At 44.7% G+C, this 15371-nt stretch carries 13 protein-coding genes; 10 read left to right on the top strand and 3 right to left on the bottom strand.

From position 1 onward, the window contains the following. Positions 1-305: 305 nt before the first annotated feature. Entirely contained in the window at positions 306-3011 is a 2706-nt protein-coding gene (locus T491_RS0114815) for a valine--tRNA ligase (protein WP_028904575.1), read from the bottom strand. Positions 3012-3101: 90 nt separating this feature from the next. Here T491_RS0114815 and mazG point away from each other — a divergent pair, with 90 nt between their 5' ends. From mazG to T491_RS16735, 8 genes are all read left to right on the top strand, one after another. Beyond that, positions 3102-3977: a nucleoside triphosphate pyrophosphohydrolase gene (gene mazG / locus T491_RS0114810; protein WP_028904574.1), complete on the top strand. Its 876-nt coding sequence runs from the start codon at positions 3102-3104 to the stop codon at positions 3975-3977. 30 nt (positions 3978-4007) lie between these two features. Further along, positions 4008-4694, top strand: a complete 687-nt coding sequence (locus T491_RS0114805; protein ID WP_028904573.1) for a lipocalin family protein — start codon at positions 4008-4010, stop codon at positions 4692-4694. A gap of 16 nt (positions 4695-4710) precedes the next feature. Then, positions 4711-5625: a ribonuclease Z gene (locus T491_RS0114800; RefSeq protein WP_028904572.1), complete on the top strand. Its 915-nt coding sequence runs from the start codon at positions 4711-4713 to the stop codon at positions 5623-5625. Positions 5626-5712: 87 nt separating this feature from the next. Beyond that, positions 5713-6015, top strand: coding sequence for a T9SS type A sorting domain-containing protein (locus T491_RS0114795; RefSeq protein WP_028904571.1), 303 nt, complete (start codon positions 5713-5715; stop codon positions 6013-6015). A gap of 62 nt (positions 6016-6077) precedes the next feature. Further along, the gene (locus tag T491_RS0114790; protein WP_051523191.1) at positions 6078-7454 is read left to right on the top strand and encodes a L,D-transpeptidase family protein; all 1377 of its coding nucleotides are present in this window, start codon (positions 6078-6080) and stop codon (positions 7452-7454) included. After that, entirely contained in the window at positions 7424-7921 is a 498-nt protein-coding gene (locus tag T491_RS0114785) for an RNA polymerase sigma factor (RefSeq protein ID WP_036916210.1), read from the top strand. Before T491_RS0114790 ends, T491_RS0114785 begins: the two co-directional genes overlap by 31 nt. A gap of 31 nt (positions 7922-7952) precedes the next feature. Further along, positions 7953-8324 carry a hypothetical protein gene (locus tag T491_RS0114780; protein ID WP_033148482.1) on the top strand — a complete coding sequence of 124 codons (372 nt, stop codon included), beginning with the start codon at positions 7953-7955 and terminating at the stop codon, positions 8322-8324. A gap of 32 nt (positions 8325-8356) precedes the next feature. Then, positions 8357-8845 (top strand): hypothetical protein, encoded by a 489-nt coding sequence (locus T491_RS16735; RefSeq protein WP_231480268.1) that lies wholly within the window; start codon positions 8357-8359, stop codon positions 8843-8845. On the opposite strand, the gene nth is transcribed toward T491_RS16735, so the two are convergent. Together nth and T491_RS0114765 are read right to left on the bottom strand one after the other, a co-directional pair. Beyond that, positions 8835-9470, bottom strand: coding sequence for an endonuclease III (gene nth, locus T491_RS0114770; RefSeq protein ID WP_028904567.1), 636 nt, complete (start codon positions 9468-9470; stop codon positions 8835-8837). The genes T491_RS16735 and nth overlap by 11 nt on opposite strands. 1 nt (position 9471) lies before the next feature. Then, on the bottom strand, positions 9472-10350 hold the full coding sequence (locus T491_RS0114765) for a UbiA prenyltransferase family protein (protein ID WP_028904566.1): 879 nt from the start codon (positions 10348-10350) through the stop codon (positions 9472-9474). A 106-nt stretch (positions 10351-10456) separates the two neighbouring features. On the opposite strand from T491_RS0114765, the gene T491_RS0114760 reads away from it, so the two are divergent. Both T491_RS0114760 and T491_RS16730 read left to right on the top strand, forming a co-directional pair. Beyond that, positions 10457-10888, top strand: coding sequence for a DUF6078 family protein (locus tag T491_RS0114760; RefSeq protein WP_155950167.1), 432 nt, complete (start codon positions 10457-10459; stop codon positions 10886-10888). 309 nt (positions 10889-11197) lie between these two features. Further along, on the top strand, positions 11198-15371 hold a 4174-nt coding region (locus T491_RS16730; protein ID WP_197018883.1), incomplete at its 3' end, for a leucine-rich repeat domain-containing protein.

The following is a 15371-nucleotide window of genomic DNA, read 5'->3' as shown; positions in this document are numbered from 1 at the left end:
CAACAGGGCAGAATCATATGGCCTGTACTCCATGCAAATGCAAGGAGCTATCACCATTTTTGCCGCAAATATCAAGAGAATCCTCAAACTAATCTGAGCAAAGAATATATTTCTCAAAAAAAGCTCTTTAAGAAGCCGTATAAACCTCATCTGGGGGTATTACTGACCACAAACTGAAAATTGAAAAAAGCAGATTGCCAATCCGTATGTAACGGCTATATGCAATCTGCTTTTAATAAAAATCAAGGTTGCCCCCTCAAATGGAGGGCTTTTTCAGTGCCCTCCCGATTTGGCGGGGATTTTTATTATTTGTTCTTCAGCGCTGCGATGCTTTCTTTCAGCGAAGCAATCTTCTCTTCAGAATCGCTTTGCTTCTTACGCTCCAGTGCTACCACAGCCTCAGGGGCATTGGCTACAAAGCGCTCGTTGCTGAGCTTCTTCTTCACGCCAGCCAGGAAACCTTCAAGGTGCTGCAGTTGCGCTTCCATCTTGGCAATCTCGGCCTCAACATCGATCATGTCACCAACAGGTACAGCGAACTCATCGGTTCCTACCATGAAGGCAGAAGCGGTGGCATCCTTCTCGGTAACAATGCTGATACCCTTCAGGTTAGCCATCTTGATGATGACAGCATCAAACTCTGCGTAGTCGTTCTTGCCAACTACCTGCAGGTCGAGCTGCTCCTTAGGCGCAATGTTCTTCTGGTTACGAACCATACGAACACCTGATACTATCTGCTTGACGTTCTCAATCTGAGCAGTCAACTCATCATCGGCCTTGGTAGGTGTGTCGAGCTTCAGGCTGACACGCATGATGCTCTCGCCATCCTGACGGTCATACAGGTGCTGCCACAACTCTTCAGTGATGAATGGCATGAATGGGTGCAGCATCTTCAGCAGGATCTCGAAGAACTCAAGCGTCTTGTCGTAGGTCTGCTTGTCGATAGGCTGAGGCTCACCATTGATATAGGCGGGCTTCACCATCTCCAGATACCAGCTTGAGAACTCGTCCCAGAAGAGTTTATAGACAGCCATCAGGGCCTCAGAGATACGATACTTCTTGAAGAGGTCGTCAACCTCAGCGCTGGTCTGCTTCAACTTAGCCTCAAACCATGCGGTAGCAATCTTGCCAGCCTCGGGCTGCTCAATGTCTGCCACCTTCCAACCCTTAACCAAGCGGAAGGCGTTCCAGATCTTATTGTTGAAGTTACGTCCCTGCTCACATAGTGCCTCGTCGAAGAGAATATCGTTACCAGCAGGTGCAGAGAGCATCATACCCATACGCACACCGTCGGCACCAAACTTCTCAATCAGGTCGATTGGGTCGGGTGAGTTACCGAGTGACTTCGACATCTTACGGCCCAACTTATCACGAACGATACCTGTGAAGTAAACGTTCTTGAAAGGCATGTCGCCGATATACTCATAACCGGCCATAATCATACGGGCAACCCAGAAGAAGATGATATCCGGACCTGTTACCAAGTCAGAAGTGGGGTAGTAGTACTTAATCTCCTCGTTGCCGGGATTGTTGATACCGTCAAACAGTGAGATAGGCCACAGCCATGAAGAGAACCAGGTGTCGAGGGCATCCTCGTCCTGGCGCAGGTCGGCATCCGTTACCTTTGGATCCTTCTGCTGAGCCAGCTTCAAAGCCTCCTCACGGGTCTCTGCTACTACATAGTCGTCATTCTCGTTGTAGTAGTAGGCAGGAATACGGTGACCCCACCACAGCTGACGGGAGATACACCAGTCCTGAATGTTTTCCAACCAGTTCTTATAGGTGTTCTTGTATTTTGCTGGGTAGAACTTCAACTCATCGTTCAATACGGGTGGCAGAGCGATGTCGGCGAAGTGCTGCATCGAGAGGAACCACTGCATAGAGAGACGTGGCTCGATAGCGGTATCGGGGTTACGCTCTGAGTAGCCTACCTTATTAATATAGTCCTCAATGCGCTCCATCAATCCAGCTTCCTGCAGGTCCTTGCTGATCTGCTTGCGGCAGTCCATGCGGTCCATTCCTACGTAGAGAGGACTCTGCTCTGAGATGGTACCATCGGGGTTGAAGATGTCAATGGTCTCCAGATTGTGGGTCTTACCCAGCATATAGTCGTTGGTGTCGTGTGCAGGTGTTACCTTCAAACAACCAGTACCGAACTCGATATCCACATAGCGGTCTTCGATAACTGGGATGACGCGGTTCACCAGAGGCACAATCACCTTACGGCCCTTCAGCCACTGGTTCTTGGAGTCCTTGGGGTTGATACACATAGCGGTATCGCCCATGATGGTCTCAGGACGGGTGGTTGCTACTACAGCGTAGTACCCCTTCTCATCCTTGTGGATGATGTTGCCTTCGGCCTTCAGTGCCTCCTCGTTATCGAGTGTGGTCAGACCATCCACATAATATTTCAGGTGGAACAGATGGCTCTGCTCCTCTTTATAGATTACCTCTTCGGTTGAAAGAGCTGTCAATGCCTTAGGATCCCAGTTCACCATACGGAGGCCACGGTAGATGAGCCCTTTCTTATAGAGGTCAACGAAAACCTTGATAACGCTCTCGCTGCGCTTCTCGTCCATGGTGAAAGCGGTGCGGTCCCAGTCGCAGCTGGCACCTAAGCGGCGCAACTGCTTGAGGATGATGCCACCGTGCTCGTTGGTCCAATCCCATGCATGCTCCAGGAACTGCTCGCGGGTCAGATCGTGCTTCTTAATGCCCTGTCCAGCCAACTTTTTCACTACCTTTGCCTCAGTAGCGATTGAGGCGTGGTCGGTGCCAGGCACCCAGCAGGCGTTCTTGCCCTCCATACGGGCACGACGTACCAGGATATCCTGAATGGTGTTGTTCAACATGTGTCCCATGTGGAGCACACCTGTTACATTGGGAGGCGGAATCACAATCGTATAGGGTTGACGTCCGTCGGGTTTACTGGCAAAGAGCTTGTTGTCCAGCCAGTACTGATACCATTTCGATTCGACCTCTTTTGGGTCGTATTTGCTAGCTAATTCCATATATAATATTTTAATATTTTGCAAAAATCGCTGCAAAATTACTAAATTTCCATTTAAAATTAGTACTTTTGCACGGAAAATGATTGTTTTATGCATACAAAAGAAGAAAAAATGCAGGCTTTCGGTCGGTTTCTTGACGTTTTAGACGCGTTAAGGGCTAATTGTCCTTGGGACAAAAAACAAACAAACGAGAGCCTTCGCCCCAATACCATCGAGGAGACTTACGAGCTCTGCGATGCTCTCATTAAGAATGATATTCCTGATATTTGTAAGGAGTTAGGCGATGTATTGCTGCACATCTGTTTCTATGCCAAGATAGCAGAGGAGAAAGAACAGTTTGATATGGCCGATGTCTGCAATGCCCTGACACGCAAGATGATAACCCGTCATCCGCATGTATATCATCCTTCGCAGATTGATGCCGAAGATCCCAAACCACTGCCCTTTGTTCCAAAGGAGGTGAACGGTGAACAGGGAATAGTGAATAGTGATTCTGCAAAGGTAACGACTGTCGGTCAGGTGCTTGAAAATTGGGAACAGATTAAACTCAAGGAAAAAGATGGCAATAAATCTGTACTCGCTGGTGTGCCCGATGCTTTGCCTTCGCTCATTAAGGCTTATCGTATTCAGGATAAAGCCCGCAATGTAGGCTTTGACTGGGAAGACCGTCAGGATGTGTGGAAGAAAGTACGCGAAGAACTGGCAGAGTTGGAAGTGGAACTCAATCGGGAAGATAAAGAAAAATCAACTGAAGAGTTGGGCGATTTCCTGTTCAGTGTGATCAATGCGGCGCGCTTGTATAAGCTCAATCCGGATAATGCCCTTGAGAAGACCAATCGTAAGTTTATCGATAGGTTTAACTATATCGAGGCGCATAGCATCAAGATTGGCAAACCCTTGAAAGATATGACCTTAGGTGAAATGGACGCTTTGTGGAATGAAGCGAAAACAGCCTTAAAGTCCTGAAGTCCGTTGCAAAAAAACAAAAACGAAGATATGAAAAAGTTAGTTTTTCTGAGTGTGGCAATAGCCGTTGTGATGTTGATGAGTTGTGGTGGCGGTGGTCGTCATCAGGCTGAGCGTGAAGAGGATACGGTTGATGTGAACGATCTGATTCGCGATCACACCATTTATGGCCTCTGTAGTGGTATTCCTTCGGCTTCTCAGTTGAAGTTGTTGACGGATAATGGCGATACGCTGACGCTCGATATCACGCGTGCCAGAAGTGAACATCAGTTGTTGGGCTCCTTCAGGGTGGGCGATCGCTTGGCAGTGATGACCAATAAGGCAAAGACCGTAGCCACAGAGGTTATCAATGTCAACCTGTTGCTGGGCGATTGGGTGATGCCTGATCCGCTGGATGGCAGCGATGAGGTTGGTATCCGCATCAAGGAAGGTGGTGTGGCAGAGTCTATTGAGATGACCAATATCACCTATCGTACATGGCGAATCTTTAATGGAAAACTGGAGATAACCTCTATCCGTGAGAGTGGTGGTGAAGGTGAGGAAACTAACTTCTATAATATTCTGAAACTCTCCTCGGATACCCTGATATATAAGACCATCGGAAAGCCTCAGGATGAGGAGGAAACCCTGGAGTACACCCGTTGGCGCGAAAAACCACTTCCTGATTTGCATGGTTTGAAGCTGGAAGAGCATCAGGATGAGTTCATGAAAATGTAAACAAACGTCAGAAAAATTGGAACCATTCAAAGTTCATATATTAGGATGCGGCAGTGCCCTGCCCACGCTTCGTCATAACGCCTCGTCGCAGGTGGTCGAGGTGCGTGCGAAGGTGCTGATGCTCGATTGTGCCGAGGGAACCCAGATGCAACTGCGTAAATGCAGGGTGCGCTTTACCAAACTCAGTCATGTGTTTATCACCCATCTGCATGGTGATCATTGTTTTGGATTGATTGGTATGATTTCTACCTTCGGCCTGTTGGGGCGTACGGCAAAGCTGCACGTACATGGTCCGAAGGAGTTAGGTGACGAACTGGCCCGCCAGCTGAAGTTCTATACCCATGATTTAGGGTTCGAAGTGGTCTTTTATCCGGTCGATACCACCCAGCGTGCGGTGGTCTTTGAGGATCGGAGCATCACAGTCGAAAGCATTCCTTTGATTCATCGCATGCCGTGTTGTGGCTACCTGATTACTGAGAAACCTTCCCAGCCGCATATCCGTCGCGATATGATGGAGGCTTACGGGATTCCCAATTCACAGGTAAACAACATCAAATGCGGTGCCGATTGGACAACATCCGATGGCGATGTGATTCCTAACGAGCGTTTGGTGATGCCGGCTGACCCCGTCAGAAGTTACGCTTATCTGTCGGATACCCGCTATATTCCAGAGCTTTGGCAACAGGTGAAGGGCGTGAGCACCCTCTATCATGAGAGTACCTATGGCGATGACCATCTGCCACAGGCTGAGAAATATTGTCACTCCACAGCCCGACAGGCAGCTATGGTGGCGCGCGATGCCGGGGTGGGGAAACTGCTGTTGGGCCATTATAGCTCGCGCTATGAGGACGAGACTGTATTGCTCAATCAGGCGAAAGAAGTGTTCGAAAACAGCTATTTAACCAACGAAATGGATGTTTTCGATGTCTGACAAGCAGGAAAAGCCATTTTTTTAGCTTAAAATTTGGCTGTTTCGAAAGAATTTCCTAACTTTGCGCCAACTATAGATAGATTGCTTATGCGTAGACTTATACTTATCTCAACCATATTGTTCCTGTTGGCAGCCCCTGTTCTGGCTGTTGGCATGCTGATGGATCCAGCTCCTTCGGCGCAAGTCGATGGGCCATCGGTTGCTGTTGATGGGCGAACGGTGACGGTTAGTGGTGCTCAGGGCGAAAAGCTTCAGGTAGTATCATTAACTGGTCGATTGGTGGCAGAGTATGATATTGATGCCCCTGTACAGCGTGTGGAACTTAATCTGTCTAAAGGGTGTTACATATTAAGGGTAGGCAAAGTAGTCCGCAAGATATCCATCCGATAATCTTCGGTTTGTTGAGCATCTGTTGGTTGCTGACTTCCTGTTTTGGAAGTGGGGGTAACGAATTGACGGAGGCTGAACGTTCGGCATTTGGTGAATATGTTAATCAGATGGACAGCACGCTTTCTGGCGTGTGGTTCGATCGTATGGGGGTATCCGAAGATGCCGATTCGTTGTTGTCTTACCTGAACCGTGAACTGCCTCGTAATGGTTTGGATACGGCTGCATTTTTTGTGCCAGAGATAGCCAAAGATTTGGAGATAGTACATACCCTTGCTTTCGATTCTGTTGGTGTCAGCATCAATGAGGTTCTGTCCCGTTTGGAGGCTCATCTCACTAAGGCTTATATCCGTTATGCCACTGGTCAGCGTTATGGTTTTATGCGTCCTCGCGTCTTCAATCGTATGGATCCCAAGGTGGGCAACCCTGGTACCTTTGCCCGTGTGTTCGATTATGAGCCTGCTGCACCTGATACAACCGAGGCTGCCAAGAAGGTGAAGGAGGATGATAGGATGTCGTATCTGGTTTCGTCGGTTCCTGATACCTATATCTATCAGGCACTCCTCAGTGAGATGGATAAGACTACCGATGCTGAGAAACGCCGCGTACTGGCAATCAACATGGAGCGCTGCCGTTGGCAGATAGCACATCCGGAAGCTAACAAGCGGCAGATACTGGTAAATATTCCTGCCCAGCATTTGTGGGCGATTGATGGCGACTCCGTGCTCGACATGCGTATCTGCTGTGGCGCTGTAGCTACCAAGACGCCTTTGCTGCATAGTGCCATCAGTTATATGCAGATTAATCCGGAGTGGGTCATCCCGCAGAATATCGTCAAGACCGAAGTGTTGAACCATGCAGGTGATTCAGCCTATTTCGCCCGTAACCGTTATTTTATTATTGACAAGGAATCGGGCGATACCCTCAACGTGAGCGATGTAGGTACCAGTTCCATGCTTTCGGGCAAGCTGCGTATCAGTCAGCGGGCTGGGGTAGGCAACTCTTTGGGGCGCATTGTGTTCCGTTTCCCAAACAATTTCTCGATTTATCTGCACGACACCAATAACCGCGGTGCTTTCCAGCGCGATCGTCGCACTTTATCACATGGTTGTGTCCGTGTGCAGAAACCATTCGAGCTGGCTTGCTATCTGTTGCCTGATGCTGATGAGTGGACACGCGAGAGCATCCGTATCTCGATGGATATGACGCCTGTGACTGATCGTGGCCGCAACTGGGTTCGTCAGCATGCCAACGCTCAGCGTCCGTTTAAGCTGATATCCTATCGGGATGTGAAGCCATATGTGCCTCTATACATATTATATTATACAGCCTTCCCGAATCCTAAGACGGGTGCCATCGATTATTGGCCCGATCTGTATGGATTCGACAAGGTGATTAGTAAGGAATTGAAATGGATAAGCGGAGAGAGTTCGAGTCGATAGTAAAAGAATATAGCGAACAGCTGTATTGGATGATACGTCGCATCGTGCTCACGCATGACGATGCCAACGACGTGCTTCAGAATACTTTTCTGAAGGCCTGGAATGCATTCGATAGTTTCCAGGGCGGGTCGAAGGTGTCAACCTGGTTATCCCGCATTGCCATTAATGAAAGTCTCGACTTCTTACGTCGCAATAAGTTTGTGGCTTCAGCTTCGTCCGAGGATTTATCAGTGGCCAATGCCTTGTTGGCTGATGATTATTTCGATGGTAGTGAGACCGAGGCGATGCTCCAGGAGGCTATCGCTCAGTTGCCCGATGTGCAGCGAACGGTGTTTAATCTTCGCTATTATGAAGAGATGAAATACAGTGAGATGAGTAAGGTGCTTAACACTTCGGAAGGGGCGCTGAAAGCCTCGTATCATATCGCGGTGAAAAAGATTACTGATTTTTTTAAGGCACGCGATTAAACTATTTGGATATCAATACGTCATATATACGATGAACGAAGAAATGTACATACAGGAAAAGGTTGGAAAGCGGAATCCATTCCGTGTTCCAGAGGGTTATTTCGACAACCTGACTGCCCAGGTGATGCAGAATCTGCCTGAGCAGCCTCAGCAGCGTCGTGCTAAGTCTGTATTCGTGCGTCCTGTATTCTATGCAGCGGCGAGTGTGTGTGCTTTGTTGGTAGCTGGAGCCGCTTGGATGTGGCAGTCGAAAGCCGATACAACAGCTGTTACTGCCGTCCAAGCTAAGGTTGAGAATCGTTCGCAACAATCTGAGAATGAAGAGTATATGGATGAAGCTGCTGATTATATGATGCTTGATAATCATGAGATATACTCATACTTAGCAAGTGCGAGTGAGTAATAGTTATTGAATAGTGAAGAGTGAATAGAAAAATGAATATAGATATCAAACGAGGATGGTTAGTGAGAGTGATGGCGATATTGTTCGTTATGCACTGCTCGCTTTTCACTGCTTCTGCTGAGGAGCAGCAGAAGTTCTCGCCCGAGAAGTTTCAGGCTGATTTAGAACAGTATATTACCAATGAGGCAGGATTGACTGCTGAGGAGACTGCTAAGTTCTTCCCCCTTTACCGTGAGATGCAGCAGAAGCAGCGTGTGGTTTATAATAAGATGCACGAGCTCTTTAAACTGCCCAAGGATGAGGCTTCTTGCAAGCGTGCCATTCAGCGTCGCGACCAGTACGAGATAGAGCTGAAGCAGATTGCGCAGACCTATCATAACAAATTCCTGCGTGTACTCCCTGCTTCAAAGGTTATCCGTACGATTATTGCCGAGGATAAGTTCCACCGTCGTGCATTCCGCAATTGGGGCAATCACAACCGTGGCGAAGGGCATCATCGTGGTTCGCAGCCTAAGAAATAACCTTTGCACAGTATTTTTCGATCTCGCATTTCTCACAGTGAGGCTTTCTCGCTGTGCAGACATAGCGTCCGTGTAGCAGCAGCCAGTGGTGCGCATTGGGTATATCCTCTTCTGGGATATATTTGGTGAGCGCCATCTCCACCTTATAGGGCGTATTGTCGCTTTTGTTCACTAATCCCAAGCGATGCGCCACGCGGAATACATGCGTATCCACTGCTAAGGTGGCCTTACCAAAGGCTACACTCTGAATCACATTCGCTGTTTTGCGGCCAACGCCCGGCAGGGTGAGGAGCTCGTCGAGCGTGCTGGGCACTTCGCCACCGAACTTCTCCATCAGTACACGTGCCATCTCTACCAGATGCTTGGCTTTGGCATTCGGATACGACACACTTCTGATCCACTCAAAGATGTCTTCTTCCTCTGCTTCTGCCATCGAGGCAGCGTCAGGGTAGTGGGCAAACAGGTCTGGCGTCACTTGGTTGATACGCTTGTCTGTACACTGGGCACTCAGTACAACTGCCACCAGTAACTGGAACGTGCTACCAAAATCCAGTTCGGTAGTTACCAAAGGCATCTTTTCGCGGAAATGCGCTAAAATAGCATCGTATCTTTCTTTCTTTTTCATCTTATAAATAGATAATTACAAAGAATGAGGCTATCCAACCAAGGATGCAGAACTGCACGAAATGGTCTTTTACCAACGATTTGGTTGGGCTGCCACTCAGTCCGAACACAATCATATTCTGCAGATAGCGTAGTAAACCCGCTAAAACCCATCCGGACGTAAGGTAGACATATCGGGTGCCTAAGCGATGGATTACTTCTGGCGACATGGTGTACATGATGTAGCACACCAAAGTGACAGAAGCAATGATGGCTGTGGCCTCATTGATAAACGTCTTGTTGTAGCCTGTTATCGATACGCGAGGCTTTGTGCCTGTTTGTTCGTAGATGCGATAGTCGTCATTACGTTTGGTGAAGGCTAAGAACAGTGTTACCAGGAAAGTCATCATTACCAACCAGTGGGAAATGTAGATATCCGTTGCTATGCCTCCAACTAATACACGCATCACAAAGCCTATGGCAATAATTGATACGTCAAGGATGGCAAACTGCTTCAACTTCAGACAATAGCCGATGTTCATCAGCCAGTAACCAATGATAATGGCGTAGAGGTAAGGCGTATTTACACTCTGTGCCAATGGCAGAATGGCTAACGCACCAATGGTACATAATATCATCATCACATATCCTCCTATCACCGACACCTTGCCTGATGCAATGGGGCGATGACACTTCTTGGGGTGCTGTCTGTCGGCCTCCACATCCTTCAGGTCGTTGAAGCAATAGATAGAACTCGATATCAAACAAAACGACGCAAATACCGCTAAGGTAGGCCAGAAGAATTCCGGCTTCAGCAGATTGGTGCTGAAGAAGATGGGCGCAAACACAAACAGGTTTTTGAGCCACTGCAGCGGGCGAAGTAACTGTATATAATGTATCATAGCTGCAAAGGTAAATGTTTTCTTTGAATTATCCAAAAAAAAGTAGGAATAATGTTTGGTGGTGTCAAAGAAAATGTGTAAATTTGTAGCCATATAATCAACATATATGAATAAGATCAATTGTAAAGAAGTACCTGACTATTATACGCTTTGTATCAAGTCTGATTGTCCGATGGCCAATCACTGTCTTCGTCAGATGGCTATGGATGTATTAACCAGGAAATACAAGATAGTGCAAATAGTGAATCCCTTATTGACAGAACCATCGGAGAAATGTGAGTTCTACCAATCAGACGAGCCTCAGATCTTTGCTCGTGGATTTGCAAGGATGCAGGAAGAGATGTTGCCCAGGCAATACAAGACATTCTCGTGCAGACTTCAGGGTAAATTCGGACGTACAGGATATTTCGAGCGTAGGCGAGGGGAGAGGCTCTGTTCGCCCAAAGATATACAGATTATAAAGGATGTTCTGAAGGAAATCGGCATGCAGCACCTGGGCTTCGATGCCTATGAGCAGCTTTATAATTGGAACGATTAATAAGGAGATAGTCTCTACGAGTAGTACGGCTTGTTCCCGCCTGTAGTACGGCTTATCCGCACTACAGTATTCCATCTTTCGCACTGCAGTACGCTTACTGGCGTACTGCAGTGCGCACTAGTCTGTACTATATGGAAATATGAATTCCTTCTTAACGTCCCATCTTCCGAAGGAACATCAAATTCTATAATACACCATCTAAGGTCGGTTTATAAATTTATATAAATTTATAGATTTAACATTTAAAATTTGGAAGATATCGATATATTTCTTACCTTTGTCCCCTAAATGACTAATTCTATAAGTGATATGAAAAAGATTATACTGTTTGCGATTGGTTTGTTAACATCAGTGACCATGCTGGCTGAAGTTAAAGAATATGACGATGGAACATACAAATATACGTATGATACGGATAAATTGACGGCGACTCTAACAGAGGTGTTGCCTGTACAAAAAAACATAGAGTACGCTATTATTCCTCCTCAAATATTGGATAAATATCCTGTTACTGCCATAGGACCGGCAGCTTTTAAAGATTGCTCTAGTTTGAAATTGTTAACACTACCTGAAACACTTATGTCTATAGCTAATAATGCGTTTAGTGATTGTAAAGACTTAAAACATATTTATTGTAAGGTTTTAGATCCCAATAATAAACTCAACCCCGGAGGTCTGCCATCATGTTCTGATAAAAGTTTGGTGACGCTTTATGTTGAATCGCAAGAGAGTAAAGCTAACTACGAAAAAGATGAGGATTGGAACAAATATAGTAGAATTTTAGTTGGCCCAATGTCATCTGAACCAATTAAATATAAAGATGGTGATAATGATGTAACTGGTATGTTTTATGTTTGTGCTGAAGGCTCTCGAGAAGCAACGTTGATTACAGGAAAGAATGAAAAGAATATAGTTGTTCCTTCGACTATTAATATTAGTTCTGGTGATCAAAATATTGAATTTAGAGTTACAGGAATTGACAGACTAGCTTTTTCTGATTGCGGCGATATTACAAATATTACAATTCCTGAACATGTAGAAGTGATTGGACCTCAAGCTTTCAATGGTTGTAAACAATTAGAGACTATCAAATTACCTTCTAATTTAAAATCGATTAAGGAACAGGCCTTCAGTGGATGTGATAAATTAGTCCGTGTTGAATGTACTGCTTCTGCATTTGATATTCCCACCAATGTGTTTAGCAATTCCCTGGAAAAAACACTTTATGTTCTTGAACCAGATTCTTATCAGGCGAAACAAGGATGGCAAAAGTTTACTTATTTCATGGAAGGCACAATAAAGGAGAATGTTACATATGCTTCGCCTGAAGGTGTGAAAATGAAATTTATTTGTGCAGAAGAATCAAATCAAGCTACTTTAGTAGAAGTAGAAACAGATGCTAAGGTCGTTACAATACCTTATTCATTCGTGGGCTCAGACAATATTACTTATGTAGTGAAGGTAATTAATAATAATGCATTCTCAAAAGCAACCTCAATTGAAGAATTGACGTTCTTGGATAGTGATAATGGTGAGAGTGAAAGCTTGAAGATAGGAGAAAAGGCACTTTATAGTTGTAAGAATTTGAAGATACTTATTTTACCAGAACGACTTGATAGAATAGGTAAGGAGGCTTTCAATTCTTGCAGTAGGTTGGCTTATGTCTATTTTAAGAGTGTCCCATCTTCAATAGGAACAACTTCCATATTTGCAGAAGATACTAGAAAAAATGCTACATTGTTTGTAAACGAAACTTCAGATCCTGCAGCGCTGGATTTCACTCACGTTACTCCATGTACCGACATGAGCGTATTTTATAATAATAATATGAAATATGTAGGTTGGACGACATCATCAGGAAATGAAGCAATATTAATAAAAGGTGATAAAGACTTTAATGGGGCATTCTCTTCGCAAGTTCCAAATAATAATATTTATTACGACTTAGTTAAAATTGGCGAGTCTGCCTTCTATGAAAATAATTCATCTATTGGGTCTTTTGAAACTTTAAATATACCATCAAAAGTCAAGACTATTGGGGCAAATGCGTTCATGAATCATTCACAATTGAAAGAGGTTATATGCCCTCCAAGTTTGATAGGTATTGGCGAGAAAGCTTTTTGGGGATGCGGTAATTTGATAAATATTAGTTTAGGCGGCATAGAAACTATTGGTGGTAATGCTTTCAGAGATTGTAAAAAACTAGAAATGCTTATTATACCATCAAGTATAAATTCAATTAGTGGTAGTGCCTTTGCTGGTTGTGATAAACTTATAGAAGTTCAATGTAATAAAGAAGAACCGATAGAAATTGGTGTTGACGAATACTCCCCATTCCCTAATAATGACATTATATTATATATACCTCAGTCTACTGGTAATAATAAGAATCAGTATAGGGAAAAAGGATGGAATTTCCCCAATATCTATTATGGAGAGAGAAAGTATCACGATGAGGAAGGGCTGAGATATGTATATGGTGATGATGATAATTATGCAGCATTGCTCAAAAACTTGAATACATCAGGAGAGAGTTCATTTATTGCATCTATTAAGCCTTCTATATCTATACAAGGCGGCAGTAAAACGGTTAATCTCATTGCAAGACGTGCCTTTGAAAACAATCAATCACTTAAAACAGTGAGCATTCCCATTCCCAATGGAATAGAAAGAATTGGAGATTATGCTTTCAGAAACTGTAAGGTTTTAGAGAATATTGTTTTGCCATCTAATCTAAAGACTATTGGTAAAAACGCATTTGAGAGCAATAATAAACTTAAGATTGTAGATATCCCAGAAGGTACTACTAAAATTGGAGCTCAAGCATTTTATAATTGTGCATCTTTGGAAGAGGTTATATTGCCATCTACACTTATAACCATAGGTAGTATTGGGGATGAAGCGTTTAAATACTGTGACAATATTACAACTATTACGAGTAGAATAAAAGATCCGTTTGTAATTAGTTCTGAGGTGTTCACTTCCCCTAAGATTTCGAAAATATATTTGCCTAATGGCAATAAAGCTGCATATTTAGAAACAGCTGGTTGGAAAATATTCGAAAAGGATAAGTTTATAGAAGGAGAAGTATTTGATGCACCTGATAATAATCACTCAGCTATGGTTTATAAATGTCAAATAGTGGGTGATAAAAAAACGGCAACATTGATTCAAGTAACACAGACAGGAGAATTGGAAACTCTTCCAATACCTAAGACTGTCTCCTTAACTAATAGTGTTGGTCACATATATGATGGTGTATTAGTAACAGCGATAGGTCCCTCTGTCTTCAAGACGAATACCGATAAGGGCAATATCAAGACAATCGATATCCAGGCAGATATTGAGAGCATCGGTGCAAATGCTTTCCAGGGCAGTGAAATTCTGGAAGAAGTGAAACTTCCTTCGAGTGAGACACCAACCCTGATTTCTATAGGTGCATATGCTTTCCAGAAATGTAAAAGTTTGTATAAGATTCCGTTCCCATCAAGTCTGACCTCTATCGGTGATTATGCTTTCAGTGATACCAAACTGCCAGAGTTGCGTTCCGATAACATCAAGACTATCGGAGTCGGTGCCTTCAGCGGCAGCAAGGTTAAGGAGGTTCATCTAGGTGTTGTTGAGAAAATCGGCGAGAATGCTTTCCAGAATTGTAGTAACCTGAAGAAGCTTTGGCTACCTTCCACATTGACGTCAGTAGGCGAGGGTGCTTTTGCGGGCTGTAATTCACTTAGTCATGTAAGCAGCAGCATTGCCTCTCCATCTACGGTGATGAATGCTGACGTCTTCTCATTGAGCGGCGAGAGCACTACAAATCTGTGCACCCTGTTTGTACCTTATGCCTCAAAGGCTAACTATGGTGAGACCTGGAGACAGAGGTTCACAAATATAATAGGTGGTGACTATGTCGACGACCTGTCGAAGGACGATATGACTTATTCCTGCTACACTTATAAGAATGATGGTGGTGAGTTTATCAAGTCGGCCCTTCTGACGAAGTCTTCGTCGAGCAGCAGCCTAGCATCTGTACCTGGTACTGTAACATTGATAAAGGAGGTGACTGAGGGTGTTGAGGAAAGGACGGATTACACCGTGACCGATATTGGCAAGTATGCGTTCCTGAACCGCACTGGTATAACGAAGCTTGAGCTGCCTTCAAGCATTGCTTCAATTGGTGACAAGGCATTCTATGGTTGTAGTGGTATCAGTGAGATTGTATCAGATATAGAAAAGAAGGCAGATGTTGGTTTGCTTGAATTCTCGGATGATGTGTTTGATACAAATATTTACACACTTGCCAAGGTATACATACCATCTGGTGAGCAGAATCTGGAGGCTTATAAAAATACAAATGGCTGGAAGAATTTTGAGATACCTTTTGAGCAAGGCAAGTGGCTGGAGACAGTAAATGCAATTGGCGGTTTCAAATACAAATACCACACCGCTCAGAAGATAGCGACAGTGATAGAGATAGTTTACACAG

It is taken from the genome of Prevotella sp. P6B4, from assembly GCF_000619985.1.
In the GTDB taxonomy this organism is placed as follows: Bacteria; Bacteroidota; Bacteroidia; order Bacteroidales; family Bacteroidaceae; genus Prevotella.
Note: the sequence above shows the minus strand (reverse complement) of the source record. Positions and strands in the feature narration are given on the sequence as shown.

What these genes read in the sequence shown, in the direction of transcription:
- T491_RS0114760 (WP_155950167.1), top strand. Translation starts at nt 10,457, where the DNA reads ATGAATAAGATCAATTGTAAAGAAGTACCTGACTATTATACGCTTTGT.
- T491_RS0114780 (WP_033148482.1), top strand. Translation starts at nt 7,953, where the DNA reads ATGAACGAAGAAATGTACATACAGGAAAAGGTTGGAAAGCGGAATCCA.
- T491_RS0114795 (WP_028904571.1), top strand. Translation starts at nt 5,713, where the DNA reads ATGCGTAGACTTATACTTATCTCAACCATATTGTTCCTGTTGGCAGCC.
- nth (WP_028904567.1), bottom strand. Translation starts at nt 9,470, where the DNA reads ATGAAAAAGAAAGAAAGATACGATGCTATTTTAGCGCATTTCCGCGAA.
- T491_RS16735 (WP_231480268.1), top strand. Translation starts at nt 8,357, where the DNA reads ATGAATATAGATATCAAACGAGGATGGTTAGTGAGAGTGATGGCGATA.
- T491_RS0114765 (WP_028904566.1), bottom strand. Translation starts at nt 10,350, where the DNA reads ATGATACATTATATACAGTTACTTCGCCCGCTGCAGTGGCTCAAAAAC.
- T491_RS0114785 (WP_036916210.1), top strand. Translation starts at nt 7,424, where the DNA reads ATGGATAAGCGGAGAGAGTTCGAGTCGATAGTAAAAGAATATAGCGAA.
- T491_RS0114805 (WP_028904573.1), top strand. Translation starts at nt 4,008, where the DNA reads ATGAAAAAGTTAGTTTTTCTGAGTGTGGCAATAGCCGTTGTGATGTTG.
- T491_RS0114815 (WP_028904575.1), bottom strand. Translation starts at nt 3,011, where the DNA reads ATGGAATTAGCTAGCAAATACGACCCAAAAGAGGTCGAATCGAAATGG.
- mazG (WP_028904574.1), top strand. Translation starts at nt 3,102, where the DNA reads ATGCATACAAAAGAAGAAAAAATGCAGGCTTTCGGTCGGTTTCTTGAC.